This is a genomic window from Streptomyces sp. NPDC005808 (assembly GCF_042871385.1).
Taxonomy (GTDB): domain Bacteria; phylum Actinomycetota; class Actinomycetes; order Streptomycetales; family Streptomycetaceae; genus Streptomyces.
Genome location: NZ_JBIAIK010000001.1, coordinates 372,741 through 391,819, shown reverse-complemented (window position 1 = coordinate 391,819; position 19,079 = coordinate 372,741). Strand labels below are relative to the sequence as shown.

12 protein-coding genes are annotated in these 19,079 nt (G+C 68.7%); 4 read left to right on the top strand and 8 right to left on the bottom strand.

The annotated features are described in order from the left end of the window. Positions 1-7: 7 nt before the first annotated feature. From ACFYPC_RS01800 to ACFYPC_RS01775, 6 genes are all read right to left on the bottom strand, one after another. Positions 8-262 (bottom strand): Txe/YoeB family addiction module toxin, encoded by a 255-nt coding sequence (locus ACFYPC_RS01800; RefSeq protein WP_388669070.1) that lies wholly within the window; start codon positions 260-262, stop codon positions 8-10. Further along, the gene (locus ACFYPC_RS01795) at positions 259-540 is read right to left on the bottom strand and encodes a type II toxin-antitoxin system Phd/YefM family antitoxin (protein ID WP_388669067.1); all 282 of its coding nucleotides are present in this window, start codon (positions 538-540) and stop codon (positions 259-261) included. Before ACFYPC_RS01795 ends, ACFYPC_RS01800 begins: the two co-directional genes overlap by 4 nt. A 326-nt stretch (positions 541-866) precedes the next feature. After that, on the bottom strand, positions 867-3,011 hold the full coding sequence (locus ACFYPC_RS01790; protein ID WP_388669064.1) for a DEAD/DEAH box helicase: 2,145 nt from the start codon (positions 3,009-3,011) through the stop codon (positions 867-869). Next, positions 3,008-4,339 (bottom strand): BREX system ATP-binding protein BrxD, encoded by a 1,332-nt coding sequence (gene brxD, locus ACFYPC_RS01785; protein ID WP_388669061.1) that lies wholly within the window; start codon positions 4,337-4,339, stop codon positions 3,008-3,010. Before brxD ends, ACFYPC_RS01790 begins: the two co-directional genes overlap by 4 nt. A 4-nt stretch (positions 4,340-4,343) precedes the next feature. Continuing rightward, positions 4,344-7,127: a BREX-2 system phosphatase PglZ gene (pglZ, locus tag ACFYPC_RS01780; RefSeq protein WP_388669058.1), complete on the bottom strand. Its 2,784-nt coding sequence runs from the start codon at positions 7,125-7,127 to the stop codon at positions 4,344-4,346. Further along, on the bottom strand, positions 7,127-11,062 hold the full coding sequence (locus ACFYPC_RS01775; RefSeq protein ID WP_388669055.1) for a PglY protein: 3,936 nt from the start codon (positions 11,060-11,062) through the stop codon (positions 7,127-7,129). Before ACFYPC_RS01775 ends, pglZ begins: the two co-directional genes overlap by 1 nt. 336 nt (positions 11,063-11,398) lie before the next feature. Here ACFYPC_RS01775 and ACFYPC_RS01770 point away from each other — a divergent pair, with 336 nt between their 5' ends. Beyond that, positions 11,399-12,265, top strand: a complete 867-nt coding sequence (locus tag ACFYPC_RS01770) for a hypothetical protein (RefSeq protein ID WP_388669052.1) — start codon at positions 11,399-11,401, stop codon at positions 12,263-12,265. Further along, on the top strand, positions 12,262-13,581 hold the full coding sequence (locus ACFYPC_RS01765) for a 7-cyano-7-deazaguanine synthase (RefSeq protein WP_388669049.1): 1,320 nt from the start codon (positions 12,262-12,264) through the stop codon (positions 13,579-13,581). The genes ACFYPC_RS01770 and ACFYPC_RS01765 overlap by 4 nt, the downstream gene beginning before the upstream one ends. A 14-nt stretch (positions 13,582-13,595) precedes the next feature. Here ACFYPC_RS01765 and ACFYPC_RS01760 read toward each other — a convergent pair whose 3' ends face one another. Next, the gene (locus ACFYPC_RS01760; protein ID WP_388669046.1) at positions 13,596-14,051 is read right to left on the bottom strand and encodes an ATP-binding protein; all 456 of its coding nucleotides are present in this window, start codon (positions 14,049-14,051) and stop codon (positions 13,596-13,598) included. A gap of 144 nt (positions 14,052-14,195) precedes the next feature. On the opposite strand from ACFYPC_RS01760, the gene ACFYPC_RS01755 reads away from it, so the two are divergent. Both ACFYPC_RS01755 and ACFYPC_RS01750 read left to right on the top strand, forming a co-directional pair. Next, entirely contained in the window at positions 14,196-15,047 is an 852-nt protein-coding gene (locus ACFYPC_RS01755; protein ID WP_388669043.1) for a helix-turn-helix domain-containing protein, read from the top strand. Then, positions 15,044-15,226, top strand: a complete 183-nt coding sequence (locus ACFYPC_RS01750) for a DUF397 domain-containing protein (RefSeq protein ID WP_388669040.1) — start codon at positions 15,044-15,046, stop codon at positions 15,224-15,226. The genes ACFYPC_RS01755 and ACFYPC_RS01750 overlap by 4 nt, the downstream gene beginning before the upstream one ends. A gap of 51 nt (positions 15,227-15,277) precedes the next feature. Here the strand turns inward: ACFYPC_RS01750 and pglX are convergent, their stop codons facing one another. Further along, complete coding sequence (gene pglX / locus ACFYPC_RS01745; protein WP_388669037.1) at positions 15,278-19,036, bottom strand: BREX-2 system adenine-specific DNA-methyltransferase PglX; 3,759 nt, start codon at positions 19,034-19,036, stop codon at positions 15,278-15,280. Between the last annotated feature and the right edge of the window lie 43 nt (positions 19,037-19,079).

Sequence of the window (19,079 nt, the reverse complement as noted above, 5' to 3'; positions counted from 1 at the left end):
CCTGCGGTCAGTAGTGATAGCGGGCTGCGAGGATCACGATCTCTTTGTCCATGACCAGGTAGACAAGGCGGTGCTCGTCGTCGATCCGCCTCGACCACGCCCCAGGCAAGTGGTCCTTGAGCGGCTCGGGCTTGCCGATCCCCGTGAAGGGGTCACGCTTGACATCCTCGATGAGCTTGTTGATCCGGGCGAGCATCTTGCGGTCGTTCTTGAGCCAGGACGAATAGTCCTCCCAGCCCTGATCCTCGAAGGCAAGTCTCACGCAGCACCCGCACCAGGGGCCGCCGCATCCGGATCGATCAGCTCGCGCTCCGACACATTGATGTTGCTCAGAGCGTTCTCGTACGCCTTGAGCAGCCGCCGCGCGTTCGCAGGCGAGCGCAGGAGATACGAGCCCTCGCGCAACGCTGCGTAATCCTCAGCCGAGACGAGCACGGCGTTGCCATGCTTGGAGACGATCTCGATGGCCTCGTGATCGTCGTTGACTTTCTTGATCAGCGGAAAGAGAGCCTTACGGGCTTCGCTCGCAGTTATGGACATGGGCTGACTCCCTACATCGAGTGGTACCGAATAACGTACCACTTACAGCTGTCGCCGCCGAGCGGAACCAAATAGGTGACGACCTATCAGGAAACCCAGAAACCCAGCACCATCCCAGCACGGGAAACAGCAAGGGGCCGACCCTCGGAAGAGTCGACCCCATTTGACCTGCGTGCTTGCCAGGCCGCCAACGTAGTGTTGTTTCATCCGCTCACACGTTGAACCGGAATATCTACTGCAGAGCTCCCAGCTGCGGAAATACAGTTCTGGAGGGGGGCATCCCAGCACGATCCCAGCACGGGGGCTCCATCCCAGCACCATGCAGCTCAGACGCCCCCTCCCATGAAGCGGACCTGCTCGGACAGCGCAGCAGTTGCGGACTCGAGGTCCGCAAGCCTGATCGACAGTGTGGCCTCTGCCAGCCGAGGGGGAAGCGCGTCCCCGAATTTCAGACCTCGTATGGCCTTTTCATCGATATCGGGCAAGGCCAGGCGCTCCATCACGTCCTGCCGGGCCAGTCTCCAGTCCGCCGGCGTGAGGTCGTCCCGTAGGCGCACCCAGTGATCATTGATTCGCTGTCCTGGCACCGCGACGCCGCCGAGAGTCGCTGCCAGGGTGGCGTTCGCCCGGTGCCCGGCCCAGGTCCACCAGCGCAGTTGGTCTGCTTTCCCGTTTTCTCGCACGATCAGGGTGCCCCCGGGGTGTACTCGCCCCATGAAGCGCTCCCGTGCTTCTTCCAGACAACCCTGCGCTCTCCTCGTCAGATTCACCGGCGGGTCGATGCCGAGCAGCACCTCACGCACCGCACGGGCAAGCCGGTAGGAGGCCCCCTGACCGAATCCGGCTCCGCTCCACTTGGCTTTTCCGCCACCGTCGACCGGTTCGACAAAGCATCGCTTGCGACGCCAGTCGATGTAGGTGACCTGCCAGTTCCGGCCGGCAAGCAGGAGCCGGCGAGGGCCGGCGACCTGTTCGGTGAGAAGGCTGGGGTCGGTGCGGCCGATCTCCATCCGGCCCTGTAGGACGGTGAACTGGGGTGGAGCGGTGAACACCGCGGTGAGGTTCATGAAGTGCCGGTGCCCGAAGCGACGCTCGGCCTCTGGGCCGATGAAGAGCAGTCCGCCGTCCTGGTCGAGGTATCCCTCTGCCACCAGGTGCTTGACGATCGGTTCCGCGGACCGGCCGAACGGCCCGAGGCCGTTCCACCATTCATGCCACAGATTGCCTCCTACGCTGCCTTCCTGAAGGCAGAGTGCGAGCAGTTGCTGGGCCACGATGTGCCGCGGCTCGGGGGGCGCCACCACCGGCTCGACCCAGCCTCGCGACCATTGCAGGAGAAGCCCTGCCGCGCTCAGCAGGCCCGCTTCGTCGAGGGTGAGGAAGAGGCAGTTGCGTGATGTCCCGGGCCGACGTCCGGTACGGCCGATTCGCTGCAGGAAGGACGCGACCGACGATGGGGCGTCGATCTGAACGACCCGGTCCAGGTCACCGACGTCGATGCCCAGTTCCAGGGTGCTGGTTGAAACGATCACGCAGTCCCGTGCCTCGGCGAAGGCCGCTTCCGCGCGCCTGCGTTCGTCGAGCGAGAGCGATGCGTGCGAGAGGAACGTGGTCACCCCCCGGGCACGCAGAGCTGATCCCAGTTCTTCGACCAGGCGTCGTGACTCGCAGAAGACCAGGCGTTTCTCTCCGCGGTGCAGCGTGCTGATGACGGTTGCCGCGTTCTCGAGCGATCCCACGTAGTCGAGCTGGACGTCTCCGGGCGGTACGGAGGCGGAGGGCGTGCCGCCCGGTGCGGCCACCGGCGCGTCCAGGTGTGGAGCGACGACCTGTGCGGGGCGCTTGCCCGCCCCCGAACCCTGGAGCCAGGTGAGCAGTTCGTCGGGGTTGCCGACCGTTGCCGAGAGCCCGACACGCTGCAGCGGCCTCCCCACGACGCGTTGCAGTCGCTCCAGTACGGCGAGCAGATGCCAGCCCCGGTCGTCACCGGCGAAGGCGTGCACCTCGTCGACCACGACCGCACGGAGCCCCGAGAAGAACGACACGTGATCGACGTTGACGCTCACCAGCATCGCTTCCAGTGATTCCGGGGTGGTGAGCAGGACGTCCGGTCGATTCGCCAGGATGCGTGTGCGGGCCCCGGAGGTGGTGTCGCCGTGCCAGAGCGCGGCGCTGCGTCCGAGCCAGGAGCTGTACGTCTCCACTCTCGGCAGCAGGTTGTTCAGCAGCGCCTTGAGGGGACAGAGATACAGCACCGACGTACCGGTCCACCGGGAGCTGTGCATTCTGGACAGTAGCGGAAAGCATGCCGCCTCTGTCTTCCCGCCGGCGGTGGGTGCCAGAAGAAGGGCGTCCTCGCCCCGGGAAAGGGGACCCACCGCCGCCTCCTGGAGCGGACGCAGCCCTTTCCAGCCCAGGGTGTTGACGATGTGGTGGACCAGCGCCGTTTCCAGCTCGCCGTCCGTGCTCACGGCAGTTCCAGCGCGATGTCGTCGGCGTCGCCGGCCGCGGCATTGCGCTCGGTGCTGTTGAGTTCGGAGTCCGCGATCGTGAGTGCGTAGTGCTCGCGTGGGTCGAAGTCCTCGAACTCGTCGACCCGGTCGAGGACATCGGCGACAAGTTTGCGCAGAAAGACGCGCGGCGCGACGCCGACCTTGCCGCCGAGCCCGCCGGTGACAGCGGTGGCCAGCTCTCCGATGTATCTGTCGTCGACGCGTGCTGCCACCCGGTCGGGGTGGGCCGCAGCCCCCTGGTAGAGGTCGCGGACCGTTCTGCCGAGTTCGCCGAGGCGGGGCAGGTCGAAGCCCGGCAGGCGCAGCTGCACCGCGCGAGGCGAGTCGAAGCGCGGGTCGGTGGTGAAGTCGGTGGCCAGGCGCTGGGCCAGCGGCGGGAGTCGCTGCGCACCCTGCTGGCCGTCGTAGAAGGCAGGGGTGGCTGTGATGACGAGGAAGAGCCCGGGGAACCGGCCGGCGTCGATCTCGTCAAGGAGTTGCCGCAACGCGTTGAGGCCCTTCTCCCGGACGTCTCCGCGAACCCGCTGAAGTGTCTCGATCTCGTCGAGCACGAGAAGAAGGCCGGGGTGGCCGCAGTCGCGCAACACAGTGAGCAGCCCCTGGAGGAAACCGAGGGCTGCGAAGTGGTCGAGGTCTCCGCGGACCCCTGCCGAGCGGCGGGCCGACGCCGCCACGGACTTCTGTCCGCCGAGCCAGGCGATCAGCGCTTCCGCGGTGGCCCCCTCCCCTGCTGCGACCGCTCGGCGGTAGCCGCGCAGCGCTGCGGCGAACGCGGGGGTGGTACGCGCGACATCGGCGAGCCGCCGCTCCATCAGGGCGTCCACGGCCTCGGCGAGCGCCGCTTCGTCCTCCTCGTCCGTGTCACCGCCGTCGAGGACCTCCTCCTCCAGCGTGTAGAACCACGAGTCGATGACCGCCCGCAGCGCGCTGGGCTGGTGCGTGGCGGTGGTCAGGCGTTCGGTGAGCCTGCGGTAGACCGTCTCCAGGCGGTGCAGGGGTGTTTCCGTCTCGGAGATCTGCACTTCGGCGGTGGCGAGTCCGGCGCGTTTGGCACGCTCGGTCAGCCAGCGGGCGAAGAACGTCTTGCCGGAGCCGTAGTCGCCTCGGATCGCGTGGAAGGCAGCGCCTTCACGGGTGACGGTGGCGAGGTCCTCGTCGAGGGCGCTTTCGAACCGGCCGAGCCCAACGGCGAACAGGTCGAGTCCGGCCTGCGGTACGGTGCCGCGCCGCAGTGCGTCGATGACCTCGCGGCGCCTGGCCACGCTCACCGGGGTGGAGAGCGTCATCTCTCTACTCCTTGGGCTTCGGTTGCGGAAGGAACTGGTCGCGCAGCAGCGGAATATCAAGTTTCACCGCGTGCCCCGCGTCGACGAACCCGAGGACGGGATATCCCTCGACGTTCAACAGCCGCTGGACCGTGGCGACGAACCCCTCGATGTTGCGCCGGACGCGTCCGGTCGCGGAGATCGCGGCAGCGAGCGCCGCCGGGGACATGGTGCCGCCCGCGGCCACCAGAGCGTCGATGACCGCGGCGACGACCTTCGCCTCCGGAGCCTTGCGGACATACTCCTTCTGGGCTTCGTAGACCTCACTCGCCACCACTTCGCTGCCCAAGCCGGTGGTGGCCTGCATGGCGGTCGGAGAGCTCTGGCGGGCATGGACGACACCGGCAGTGACACTTGCGTCCCGGCGGGGCGCCGTCGGCACCGCGGGTTCATCGCTCCCGGCTTCCGGAACGGCCGTCGGGGCGGGATCGGCTCCCGGCACGGGCTCGTTCCACCATGCGGGGGTCGACCGCTCGCGCGGCAGCCCCTCCCAGCCCTTGGGTGTCTGTTCGGCCACTGCGACCAGGGCGAGCACAGGGACGGTCACCTCCGCGAGTGACACGCCTCCGTGATACCCGGCCTTGCGTCCGGTGTACCGGATGTCCTCACGCCACGGCACGACGACGGTCCCGCCCCCTTCCAGCACCCTGGGCCCCCGGATCTCGATCTCTCCGTCCTGGGCCTGCCCGCCGGTACGCCAGCGCGGAGACACCGCTCCGGTCACGGACATGGCCGCGCTCTCACTACGGCTGCCCCGCTCCAGGACGTGTCCGTGGTCGGCGACCAGGACGACTGGGCGCCCGTACCCTCTGGCCGCCGACAGCAGGTCCCGCAGGTGGGTCATGTCGTCGAGGGCCCAGGCCGTACCGCGTCCCTGCTGTCCCTTGTCGAGTGCGTCGTCGATGGTGTTCAGGACGACACCTACGACTGCCTCGGAGGCAAGCGCGCCCATGAGTTCGTGGGACAGGGCGTGACCCGTTTCACCGCCGACATCCGCCTTGTGGAAGAGAGCCGCCTCCTTGCGGCGCCGCTTCCAGAAGGCGCTGAAGCCCGCGGTCTCCACGGACTGCCCGCCCCGGACGGGTTCCCCGGTGAGCAGTGAGGCGCGGCTCGTCCGGGTGACGGAGGGCAGCATGGACACGGCGGCCATCCGGCCCGCCGGCTGTCCCTCGGCCGGCCTGGGCGCGACCTCCCGCCAGCCTTCGCGCTCCATCTCCTCACCGAGTTGTATGGCGACCGCGCAGCTCATCCCGTCGAGTACGACGACCAGGGGCGCACCCGCACCGGTCAGCGGACGTACCACCGACTCCAGGACGTTCTCGATGACCAGCGCGCCGTTCGGCTGGTGCGCGGTGGCGTGCACGGACCAGGCCGCGAGGCGGCGGGCGAACTGCTCGTCGAGACGTTCTCTGCGCGCACGGCCCTGTTCGTAGAGTCCTCGCAGTTCACGGGCCGTGGTCAGATCGCCTCCGGGGTCTCCTGCCCACAGGAGAGTGAGCGCGCGGTCCGCCCAGCCCCAGTCGGTGACCTGGGAGCGGATGCCTTCGTCCACCGTGGGCACGGCCGGTTCGGCCCGTTCCAGCCAGCGTGCGACGCGCACCGCCATCTCCGCCACCTGTACCCGGTCTGGGTAGAGCGCGGCCAGGCCGTGCCCTGCCAGATCGGCGAGCGCCGTCTCACCCGCCGCGGAGGAACGGCGTGCTTCGGCAACGGTCCGGCCGAGTTGTGCGGCGAATCCGGTGGGCAGGAACCGGCTGCTGGCAAGGGTGTCGGCCAGGCCCGCCGTGCCGGCCAGTTCGTCGGCCCGGTCGAGTACGGCGAAAACCTTCTGTCGGGCGGCCTGGCTGGTCCTGGCCTGGGCGATCCAGCGTGTCAGGGTCCCCTCCACTGCGTCCGTGAAGGCGCTGAGGGCTGCCCTGCGAGGCATGACCTGTCCGAAGAGGCTGCCGATCGCGAGGGCCGTGTCGGGAGCCACGGCCGGATCCCGGAGCGCCGCCGCGAGGACGCCGAGAGCCATGGCGTCCTGACCGAGTCCTGCTTCAGCGAGGGAGAGGAGCACCGGTGCCGCGGGGCCCGCGGTGTCGCCGAGCCATTTCTTCAGTTCCGCGCGTTCGGTGGGGGGAAGTTCCGCGAAGCGGAGCGGTCCCGCCGGCGTGCGCGACCAGGCGAGCAGGGTGTCGGTGTCGAGCGTGGCCGGCTGGGTCTGGGTGCCGGGCCCGGGGGCGGTCTCGCCGAGGCCGAGGCGCTGCACGGTCAGGGCGCGCAGGGCCGTGTCGAGGGTCAGCAGTCCTCCGACGCGCGGCCAGCCCGTGTCGGAGGGTTCGGCTTCCAGGAGCGCTTCGAGAAGCCATTCCATGCCGTACATCCGTACGTCGAGGCCGGTGGCGCCGAACCGCTGGGTGACGACCTCCGCGTTCTCGACGGTGAGAGTGCGGCGGTGTACGGCCCGCCCGCGCAGGTCCCAGCCGAGCTGCTCGTCGTCCATGCCCGTGGTGACCACGAGGACATCGCCCGGACCGGCCATGTCCCGGTGGTCGTGCCATGCGGCCATCACGCCGAGGACTGAGGACTCGTCGCGGACCAACACGCGGCGGGGCTCCTCGTCCACGGTCGTGGTGAACCGGGTCGGCGCTCCCGGCACATAGCGGCCGTGGATCAGGACCAGGCTGCGTTCGCGCAAGCTGTCCTTGTGTGCGGCCAGGAGGGCTTCGACGGTGCGGCGCCCCACCCGGGGGGCAGCGGGGGCCATCAGTCTCCGGTCCCTTCACTGTCGGCGGTGTCGGTGGCGTCGGCGTCGACCGGGTGCCAGGTGACCCGGACGCGGCTTTCGGGGTGGGCGTCGAGATACGTACGGATCTCGGCCTCGATGCCGGTGACCGTGGCGGCCAGGGTCGCTTCGAGGCGCGTGGATTCCACGACGTGTACGGGGCGGGGGATGTCGGACCCGCTCCGGTGTACGGGGGCGGCGTCCCCGTTGTTGACGGGAGAAGTCGTGACGGGCGGCGTGGGCACCCGCGGATTTCCGTGCTGGGTGAAGCTGATGTCCTGGGCGGTGGGCTGTACGGGCGTCGCCGGCTCCGGAGGCGCGACGGTCCGGGCTGCCTGCGCGAGCCGGGTCGCCTCGCGCATCAAGGCCTTCGTACTGTCTCGCAGCCCATCCAGCACGGGCACGAGCGAGGACTCCTCCTCGTGCTCGTTGGCGGTCCGGGACACCTGGGCGAGGAGTCGGCCGGCCCGGTCACCGACGCTGTCGTCCCGGTTCGCGAGCTCACGGACCGTGTCGAGGTCGTCCGTCCAGTCGGGGGAGCGCAGCGCGGTGAGTACTTCGGGGGCCTGTTTGAGGGCTGCCCCGATCTCCCCGTCCGTGACGTCGTACGCCGCTGCGGCCAGCTCCCTCACCAGCGAGGCGGGGGCATCGGTACGCAGGAGCCGCGCGACGAGGTCGGCCGCCGCCTTCATGGACCTGATGCGCGGGGCGTCCGCGCCGCCCGGTCCTTCCAGGCCGAGGCGGGCGGCGTTGTCCTGCAGCAGGGTGCGTGCGTCGCCGACGGCCCGCTGGTGGTCGCCGGCGACCTTGCGGACCTTCTCCGCGAGGTTGGCGACGTTCCGGGCGAACAGCACCCGTGAGACCGTCTCGCCGAAGATCTTTCCCGCGCGTCCCAGGGCGACAGTGAACTCCTCCTCGCCTGGGAGTTCCACCGCTCGCAGCCCGTACCCCTGGCCGATCCGTTCGAGGTCGGGAGCCTGGGCCAGCGGCGAGGTCTGGTAGACCCAGGTGCGGTCGTCGAGCAGGGCGTAGGTCGCGATGACCAGGTTGCTGACGTTGCGGTCCAGGCCGGTGTAGCCGAGCTCCTCGATCCAGGTGCGGATGTCCTCGACCGACAGGTCGGTGCCGGTGTCGGGGTTCTCCGCCGCCTTCTTGTTGATCCTCAGCCGCCAGTCGTTGGTGACGTTGAGCGGGCCGTCGTGCACCTCTCCGAGCCCCAGGGCGTGGACGATCTTCCGTACGGTGACCAGCTGATGTCCGTCGACCACGACGCGGCGGGTGCCGTCCGCCATGGCCCGGTTGATCCACGTCAGTGTGGTCTTGAGGTCGCCCTTGGTGATGGCCTTACGGGTGAGGCGCGGGTCGAAGTCCGGGTGCTTGGGGTGGCGTGCCGCAAGGATCCCGTCGGCGACGAGGAACAGGTTCTCCTCGAAGCTGACGGCCGCTTCGGGGTTGGTGCGGGTGAAGCCGGGCTGAAGGGTGAGCAGGTGCTTCCCCTCGGGGACCTCTGCTCCCGTGGTCCCGGGCTCGGCCCTGGCGATGCCGTACACCTGCTGGAGCGCGTCGGTGAGCTGACCGGTGAGGCTGTCCCTGGACGCCTTGAGCTGGTTGCGGATCTGGATGCGTTCCTCGGCGGGGCGGGTGGCGGTGTGTTCTTCGAGCCGGTCCCGTTCGAGCAGATAGTTGATCTTGAGGAGGCGTCCGAGGTTGCGGCTCTTCTGCTCGGAGAGGAAGTCGGACAGCCAGACGACGGTGGGGGCGGCCTTTCCCGCCCGCTTCATCCGGTCGACCCGCTGGACGTCGTCCATCGGCGAGTGGTCGCCATCGTCGAAGGGGTAGTCGAGGACGATCCTGAGGTCGCTGCCGAGCTGCGGCTTGAACTCCTCGTCGGGCAGGTGTGGATCACGGACATTGCCGAAGACGAACTCGGCCGTGCGCTTCGTTCCGCGCCAGACGACCTCCCGCAGGCAGACGAACGCCTGGGTGTCGGGGACTCCGAGCGCGGCCCACAGCTGGTCCTTGATCCACTGCCGCCGGTAGCCGAGCTGGTCGGCGACGCCCTGCACCTCTTCGAGGAGCGGTTCGACGTCGAGGTCGGACAGGTGCAGATGGAACACCGGGTCGGCGCTGTCACCCTCACTGCGCAGTTCGCCGTCGAAGCCCTCGGACTGCAGCTCCATCAGCCGCTTGGCGGCGACGGAGCCCGCGTCTCCGACCCGTGTCCTGATCGTGCCGTGGTTCAGGGCCGCGAGCTTGCCGCCGGTGAGCCGGGACAGGGCGGGTACGTGCGGGGCGAGGGCCGCGAGCAGCAGCGTCTTGACGAGCCGGTCGTCGGTCTGGAACCGCTTGTCGTCGGCGGAGCCGTACTTCGTCAGCAGATGTTCGCGCACCCGCTCGTGGAAGCGGCGGGCGGTCTCCGCCTCCGCGCGCAGCTTGGCGGTGAACGCCTCGCCGGTGCGGGTCGCGATGACGTCCCACAGATCCCCTAGCGGGATGAGTTCGCCCAGCGTGAGGTCGTCGAGGCGTCGGCCGAGCAGCTCCTGCACGAGCTTGAGGCCTGTCCGCTCACGCTGCAGAGCTCCGGAGAGGTCGACCAGGACGTTGAGGAGGGCGGGCGACAAGGGGTAGAGCGTGCGGAAGTCGTCCCAGTCCGCCTCGGTACGGCCCTGCGCGTCGAGCAGAACCTGCCGCACCTCGTCCCTGGAGGACTCGACAAGCTTGAACGCGTCGTCGCGTGCCTGCTCCATACCGGGCCGCGGGGCAAGCACCCGGTGCTTGATGATCTCGACGAGGTTGCTGTCCTCCAGCTCGACGACATCCATCCGCCCCGCGAGATAGTCGATCTGCTGCTCGAGGTTCTGCACGTCGGCGCCCGCGACGTCCGCGCCGATCAGCTGAGACAGGTCACGCTGACGGGAGATGAAGGACACGATCGGCACCGGCCGGTTCCCGTCGGCGGACTCGATCAGCTTGACCAGGCGCTGTACCTGGTCCCGTACGAAGTCCTGCTCCCCCATGTGCGCCTGGAGCCAGAGGATCAGCTCGTCGAGGAAGAGCACGACACCGTCGTAGCCGAGGGACTGGGCGTGCCGGGAGATGACCTTCAGGCCATTCTCCAGCGGGATGAAGGAGTCCTTGTCACCGCGGGCCGCTTGGGCGTACGCCGCCATGGGGCCGCTGACCAGCGCCGACACCAGCCGGTCGCGGTCCGGGTCGCCGGCCCCCGCGGCGAAGGCCCGGTCCAGCTCCGCACTGCTCCAGTCGACCGGGACGGCGATGTCGCCCGTGCCCGCGTCGATGAGGGGCACGTCGTCGGCGTCGTCCTCGTCCGCCACCACGGCGGCACTCGCCGTCGGTGCCCCGGCTCCGAGCCACTGCCGGAACTTGTCGTCGTCGGCGAGGAACTCACGCTGCCGGTGTGCGTCGGCGAGCAGCGCGTCGGCACGGTAGACCGCGGGGGTCGGCGCTTCGGGGTGGAGCCGGCGCACGGTGTGCACATACCCGCCGAGCAGCGCGGAGTCCAGATCGGTGGAGCCGACCAGGTGGTAGGGCACCATCAAAAACCGGCTGCTGGGCAGCCAGTCCTGGTGCTCGGCCATGACCTCGGCAAGGCGCGGCTTGCCCTGGGTCGCCGGGTGGTTGTTGAGCGCCGCGTGCAGCACGGTCAGGAAGTGGCTCTTACCGGCGCCGAACGAACCGTGCAGATAGGCGGCGTGCGAGTCACCACTGCGCACGGCGGTGGCGACGAGTCCGAGCGCCTTGCGGAACTGTTTCTGCAACTGCTCGGTGACGACGTACTCCGCCACCCGCGCCTCGGTCTCACTGAAGCCCTGGGAGAGATCGATCTTGAAATTGCCCGCGTGGACATCGTCCTTCACGGCGATGACATCACGCAGAACGAGCTCTCTGGTCGGCATCAGGCGATCATTCCCTCACTCGGCTGGACCCCGGCATCCCGGCTGCACCGGTGACACGCTGCTGCTGCGCGCCCCCTGGCAATCTTGCCAGGCCGTACGTGGTCGGAACCGGCCCTTCGCACCCTTCGCACGGCGGCTGATCACCGTGGGTGACCTCTTGCGCCACAGTGGCCTCTCCACCTCACTCAACGTCGCGCCCACGGGTCACGGCCGTTTCGTCGGACATGGCCGAGTCGCGCCCTACCCTGCGGGACCGCCTCCCTGTTCCCCTGAGGAGGGAGCCGTCAACGGCATGCCGGGGCGCGGTTTCGCCGACCTGTGACGGAGGGGGAGCGGGTGGGTACGTCATCACGGTGGCCGGGGCCGAGGGGGAATCCCGGTTCTCCGGCCGGCGAGTGGAGCCGCGTCAGGGGGCGCCTTTCCTCGTGGCGCCCCGGCCGGCCGGACTCCACGGAACGCCTGGACGCGATTGCCGAGGACTGTCTGGCCGTACTGCACCGGACCCTGCGCGAGGACCCGTCGGCCTTCGGTCTGAAGGACGCCGCCTGCGCGGCCGGTGAACGGCTGACGGCCGCCATGGACAACCTGGCGGCGGGCAGTGGCACCGGCCTGGACGACCTGGACGAGGCGGGTGCGGCCGACGCGGACGACGGCGACGTCCGTACGGCCTTCCTGTCCGACTTCGTATCGGCCGTGGGCGGCGACGGCGGGACCGTTGCCGACGCGGCCGTACGGCGGGCTGCCGCGGCGACCGCGGACCGGATGGCCACACACCACCCCGAGGCTCTCACCCCCGGGGGATCCGGCTGGTCCGGCGACCTGCTCTGCGGCCTCTACCAGTGGTTCTTCGCGGACATCGTGGCCGAGTTCCTGCACATCGTCGTCGCCGAGAACATCAAACTCGTGGTCCCGGTGCTGCCGCTGGCCGATCCGGAGGACCACATCGCGGACTGGGTCGCCGGGCAGGTGCTCCACCTGGTGCCGAACCCGTGCGAGGAGGCCGCGCACCTCACGGAAGCGGCGGAGCAGGCCGAGAACGCGGTCGCGGCCCTTGAGGATCCGACGGCCGGCACGCTCGCGCAGGTCGCGCGGGGCCTCGTCCCTCGTGCGGTGGGCGCGGCACTCGGTCTGCTCACCGACGCCGATGCCGGTATCGCGGCCGGGCCGACCGCCCCTCCGAGCGAGGAGACACCAGCCGCATGACAGGGACACCGGTCCTCCACTCCTGGCTCTCCCACCCGCGCGCCCCGGCCCCGGAGCCCCCGTGGCAGCCGCTGAGCGACGCCCTGTACTGGGAGTCCCCGGCCCGTGCGCCCGACCGCCACCACTTCCTGGCTCCCGCCCCGGACTGGGCCGACGACCTCCAGCGGGTCGCCCGTGCCGTCTTCGCCGCGGACCGCTGCACCTCCCGGGAGGAGACGTTCGACCACTGGACCCGCCACATCCGGCTGTCCGTCCCGGTCACCGCCCCCGACGCGTGGACCCGCGCGCTCCCGCACCTCACCACGCTGCTCACGACCGTCACTGGTGACCGCTGGGAGGTAGAGTTCCGCCCCTTCGACGCCGCCGAGCGTCCCCGCTCCCGCCCGCTGCCCTTCGGTCCAGAGGAGTACGCCCGCGAGGTGGCCCTGTTCTCCGGCGGCCTCGACTCCCTGGGCTGGGCGGCCCAGCGCGCCACCGTACGCAGCTCACGCGCCCTGCTCCTGGTCACGTTCGAGGAACGGAACTTCGAATCGGTCCAGGACACCGTGTACGAGGCCGTGCTCCGGCAGAGCGAGCGCGCCCTTCGCCGCTTCGAACAGAGCCAGACCGTGCGCCGGCCGAAGGACGCCACGTTCGTCCTCGAACGCTCCACGCGCTCTCGCGGCCTGTTGTACGCCGCCACGGCCGTGCATGCCGCCGCGGCCGAGCACGTTCCCGTGGTCCACGTCCCCGAGAACGGGCAGCTCGCCCTCAATCCTCCGCTGTCCGCGGCCCGTTCGGGTGCCTGTTCCACCCGCTCGGTGCACCCGTGGACGCTGCACCACCTCAACCGGATCATCGAGGCGATCGCGGACCGGCCGGAGCAGGCGGTCCGGGTCGTCAACCCTTTCGCGGCCCTCACCAAGGGCGAGGTGTGCACGGCGGCCCGGGACGCCGGCCTGCCCCAGGACATCCTGGAGGCCACCCTGAGCTGTGGCACTCCCCCGGCCCGGGGGCGCGGCCGGGTGCCTTACGCCCACTGCGGTCTCTGCTTCCCCTGTCTGGTCCGCCGCTCCGGCCTGCTGCACACCTACGGCGAGGACCGCACCCCGTACGCCGCCGACCCCTGGGACCTGTCCCTGCCCGCGAAGCGCACCCAGCACTGGCGGGCCCTCCTGCGCTGGCTGGACACGCCGTGCACGGTTCTGGACCTGGTGTCCGACACCCCGCTGCCGCCGGACGCCCGGCCCGCGGAACTCCTGGCCGTCGTGGAGCGCGGCCGGGAGGAGCTACGAGCCCTGGTCGCACGGGCACCTGCCGTGCGGCGGTACGCCTGATCCGTCCTGCCGCCTCACTGCCCGACCGGCGCCGTCTGGGCCCATACGGTCTTGCCCGGCCCGATGCGGTCGTCGACACCCCAGCGGTGGGCGATGGCGTCGACGAGGGCCAGGCCCCTGCCGCCGTCGGCATCTGTGGCCGCCATGACGACGGCCGAGGGGTCCGGCCGTCGTAGGTGGGTGTCGGACACCTCGACCCGTACGACGGCGGTCTCGTGCTCGTACGACAGGCGCAGTTCGAAGTTCCGCCCCGGCACGCGTCCGTGGCGGGCGGCGTTGGCCGCGAGCTCGGCGACGAGGAGAGCGACGGTGTCGGAGAGCGGGGCGCCGGGCGGGACACCCCAGCCGCCGAGCTGCCCGACGGCGAACCGGCGCGCGAGGCTCGCGCCGAGGCGGGTCGCGGGGAACCACTGAACGAACACGCTTACGGTCACGGGTGGTTGGGCCCGCTGGGCCTGCTGAGCTGTCATGCGCCCAGCCTTCCGGCCACCCCCGCGACCCCGACAGGAACGCCACCCATACAGATCCATCTGTACTGGTTCACTCTCTGGACTGGGTGAGTGACTCCCTGTAACCCTGGGCAGGTTGATCAACGCACGGAAGGCGGGGCGGCTATGACGGCGGACCACGACAGCGGCACGACGGCGGGGTGCGAACCCGAACTCTCCGACGGTCTCAAGACGTTCGGGGCGGTCCTGAAGGCGCTACGGGAGGCGGGAGGCCTCACCCAGGAGGAGTTCGCGCCCCGCGTGCGGTACTCGGCAGCCTACGTCGCGAAGATCGAACAGGGGAAGCGGTTCCCGCCGGAGAACCTTCCGGGCCGGGCGGGGGAGGTACTGGGACCGGTCGCCGGGCAGGTGCTCGCGGCTGCGGCACGGAGCCTGCGGAGGAAGGCGGGGCTGGCGTCGTGGTTCCTGCAGTGGGCGGGGATCGAGGAGGAAGCGATCACGCTGTATGCGTATGAGTGCCGGGGGATTCCGGGGTTGTTGCAGCCGGAGGGATATATCCGGGCGGTCTTCGATCGACGCCTACCGCCGCTGTCGGAGCAGCAGTTCGAGCAGCAGGTAGCTGCACGTCTGGAACGACAGGCACTTCTGTCCGAGCGCCCCAACACCTCGTTCTCGTTCCTTGTCGAGCAAGCCGTTCTCGAACGTCAACTCGGAGGCACAGAGGTCACCTGTGGTCTCATCGACAACTTGCTGGCGCAGGGCAGTCGACGCAACGTGGAGATCCTCGTCATGCCGCTCAAACAGCCGGATCATTCCGGCATCGACGGGCAGATGTACCTCGCGGAGACCTCGTCCAACAGCTGGTTCGGCTACGTCGAAGGCCACGACAGCAGCACCCTCCTGGCTGACCCGAAAGTGGTCAGTGCCATGCTCCAGCGCTATGGCAAGATGCGCTCACAGGCGCTGAGCCACGAGGCCACAGTAGGCCTGCTGAAGCAGATGCAAGGAGCGCTATGAGTACCGAACTGGACTGGTTCAAGAGCAGCTACAGCGGCAGCGGCGGCGACAACTGCATTGAGGTCGCCGTGGACACCGAAGCTGTCCACGTCCGCGACTCCAAGGACACCGGTCTCCGCCCGTTCACCGTCACACCCGACGCCTGGTCTGACTTCACCGCGTACGCGTCCGGCTCCTGAAAAGAGCCTGTGGAGCAGCGAACCTCTGCCGCCTCACAGGAACCGGCTCCCCTACTCCTCACTCAACTCGGCCTGCTCGAGGGCCTTCTTCTTCGGCTGGGCCGCTTTCCGGCCACGCGGCTTCTTCACTGGCCGCCACGCCTCCAACTGTGCGTCACCGACCGCATGCCTGCGCAGCAACGCCTCGAAGTCGGCTTCGAGCACCTCGGCCGGCACTTCGTCATCCCACTCCGCGTCTGGCTTCCCGTGCCACTGCTTCACCCACGGCATGACCTCCCGCAGCCCAGCGAGCAGCGGAACGATCCGCTCCGTGCTCCAGCCATCACCCTTGGTCCGCGCATCGATCAACTGGGACAGCACCTGCGCCTGGTCCTTGTGATCCCACCCGGCCCAGCCGAGCATCAGCGTCGAGTCCCCGTCCGGACTGGCGTCGGGATACGAGATGAACCGTTCCTTGGGCACATCGAGCTTGCCCCGGTTCGCCCAGTACGAGGTCCGCAGGAAGTCGGCCGTCTTGTACTTGCTCGGCGGATCGATATCGAGCCGCTCCCCAGTCAGATCCTCTTTCCGCTGATCCGCCCACACCTTCTCCCACTGCGCACGGATGCGCAGTCCGGAGTCCTTGTACCGCAGAGCCGCGAGATACGGCACGTGCTCATCGGCGATGACCTCGGTCAGCACCTTGGCCAGCGGAAGATCCGGCATGCCGAGATGATCGGACGCATACAGCGCCGCGACGGACACAAACTCCGCATCCGTACTCAACCGATCCGCAAGGTAGTTGACCGTCATCGACCGCGGCTGCTTCATCCCGTCCCGCAACTCGTACCACAACTCGCCACTCTCACACCGATCGAGCAGCCAGGTCCGCAGCGCAGCCCGCTCCTTCTTCTCCCACGACTCAGCGGACCAACGCCGCTTGCACTCAGGCCGCTCAATCAGCCCGATGTCCTTGGGACGCGAGGTGATGATGTCGATCCGCGCCCGCACGATCTTGCGGTACCACTCGGGCCAGTGCGTGGGAATCTCCGTAACGGGCGTGGAACCATGACGCCGGAACCAGTCCGTCTCGGCACCACTGGCCGCAAGCACGATCTCGAATGCACGCTCGCCGAGCTGAATTCCAGGAATCTCCCTCAAATTCTCTTCCGATACGGTCGTCCGGGCGATCTCCGCATGGTTGAGCAACCCGTACAGCCCGTAGACCTGCCAGTCCAGTTCTTCCTGGATGCCAATCATGGACTGCCGAGTACCCGCTTGATCGGCGCGAGCTTGATCGAGTACAGCTCGATCGGGAGTGCTCTCGTCGCACACGCCAGAAGGCTCGAAGCTAGTCAGCTTCTGAGCAAGAGCGTCAAGCAAGCTTCCAAGTTCCAGAGGCAGGCGCCCAGGCAACGGGAACCCCTGGAGCTTGGTCCCCGTGAACTCGTAAAAACGCTCCCACTCCTGGGACTTGAAACCCTCATTTACGCCCTGGCTGCCCTTGTCATGGCTAACCTGCTTCAACCAGAAGCAAGCCGTCGACGAATTGAGCACCCCCAACAACTCCAGATGCGCATCCTCATCCGCCCCCTCGCGCATTTGAATCAACGGAGCATGTCGGTTGTAGACCTTCTTACCCCTACCAAGGACGAAATGGTTATGAGTTGAAACGCACGCAAATGCAAGGGTGAGATTCGTGTACCTGTGACTGAAGAACATCGAGTATTCGAACCACTCGAGTTCCCGTTCCAACTGAGTCTTCCCATAGGCAACACGCTCACGAAGAATCATTCGATTCGGCCACGTCAGCTTGAGCACAGCATCATTGCTCCGCGCCCGGTCAGGCCGCTTTTCGTCGTACGGCCAGAGGATCTCCGTAGGTGAGACGATCCGCCAGTCCCGGGTGGACTCTCCATCAACCATGGGTCGCTGCATCGTGTCTGGCACGCCTGCCCGCCTGAGCGCTCCCCGCCCCAGGACATACGCATCGTCCGCTCGCGTCACCGCGCCGAAGCCGATCGATGTCACACGCTCACTCAGCACCCCCACAGCCTGGCTCTCGATCAGCTCCTGCAGTGCCCCCGCTCCACCGCCGCTGACCGCCCAAGGGTGCGACGAGAACGTTCTCGCCACCGCGTTCTCCACCGACACCCAGTCCGACTCGCTACCCGGATGCCTCACCTGCTCAACAATCGCCCGCCACACGGCCCCCTCCGCCGCGATCGGCGGCTGCGACGGCTCCCCCCGAACCCCCAACACCGCCCGAACCGTCCGCTCCGGATTCGGGATCCGGTTCCGCCCCACCAGAATCACCGTCGGCGTCCCATGCCCCGGGATGTAAGCACCCGACGTGTCGATCACATGCGACAGCTCGGCCCGGTTCCGGAAGAAGACCTCGATGAGCTTCTTGCCGAACTCCCGCTTCATGAAGGAGTTCGCCGTGATCTGCCCGACGAACCCACCCCCGCCGAGCCGACCGCCCGGCCCTCTGACCGCCAGGTCGAACAGCCGCTGCGCGAAGGGCACGGACAGCGCGTACGTCCCCGCGCACACCTCCTTGTACGCCGCCCGGTAGTTCTCGTTCTCCTGCTTGTCCTTCACCGTGATGTAAGGCGGGTTCCCCACCACCACGTGGTACGAGCCGCGCCCCAGCAGATCCGCCCGCTTCGCGTACTCCCAGACGTCCTCCGTCGCGTACGCGTACGCCTCCCCGTCCTCGCGCCCCACGACCGCTTCCGCGAACAGCGTGTCCAGGTCGGTCTGGATGCCCGCCGCGCCCCGCCCGTGCAGCAGCGAGTCGCCGACGGCCACGTTGATCGGGAAAGGCCGCATCTCCGCGAGCCGGGCCACCTTCGCCTTCTTCATCGCGGCGACCAGCAGCCGGAAGCGCGCGATGCTCGCCGCGAAGGGGTTCTTGTCGCAGCCGTGGACGGACTCCAGGGAACGCCGGACCAACGTCCAGTCGTCCGTGCCCGGTTCGGCGATACGCCACTTGTCGAAGAGCCGGTGGAAGACGCCGAGCAGGAAGTGCCCCGACCCGCACGCCGGGTCGATGGTCCGCAGCCCCCGCAACGGCTCCCCCTCGGGGTCCAGGGGATCCTCTCGGACCGCGTTGAGGCCGAACTCCTCGATCGCCGGTTCCAGCGTCAGGTCGAGGATGAACTCCTCGACGAACTCCGGGGTCTGGAGCAGCGCGTACGTCTTACGCGCGTGCTCGCTCAGCTCCTGGTACAGGTCGCCCAGGAACCGCGTACTCCACTCCGCGTCCGTGAAGTCGTAACGGATCTCGCCCGCCGCGCCCCACCTCCGCCAGAACCCGAGCAGCTTCGTCGCCGCGTCGTAGCTCGGGGTGATGCTCCACAGCGGGTTGTGGTTCTCGTCGAAGAGGCCGGCGACGGTGGCGTTGGTACCGGCGAGGTGGTGGAAGGAGGCGATCAGCCAGTCGCGGTCGTTGAGGTGCGGTTGCTCGCGGAAGAACTGGTCGTGGCGGGCCTCCGCCTCGGCGAGGCGTTCGCCCGGTCCGGCGAGGAAGGGCTCCTCGATGAGCCCGTTGTCCTCGCAGAAGCGGACGAAGACGCAGGCGAGCACCCACGCGGCGGCGGCCTGGGTGACCCGCTCGTCGCGCCAGGCCGGGTAGGGGGCCGCGATCCGCTTGGCCTCCTTGGCCTGCCGGTACTCCTCCTCCAGGCGTTCACGGAACTCGTCGACGCTCTCGCTGCGGGCACGCAGGTCGTCCTCCAGGTCGAGGACCAGCCGCTTCAGGTCCTTGACCAGGGCATCCTTGTCCAGGCCCGCTGGGCCCGCCGCACCCGCCGTCTCCACAGTCACTTTCCGCTTCCTTCTCACCGCACCGCACCATCGCCCGCCGCGC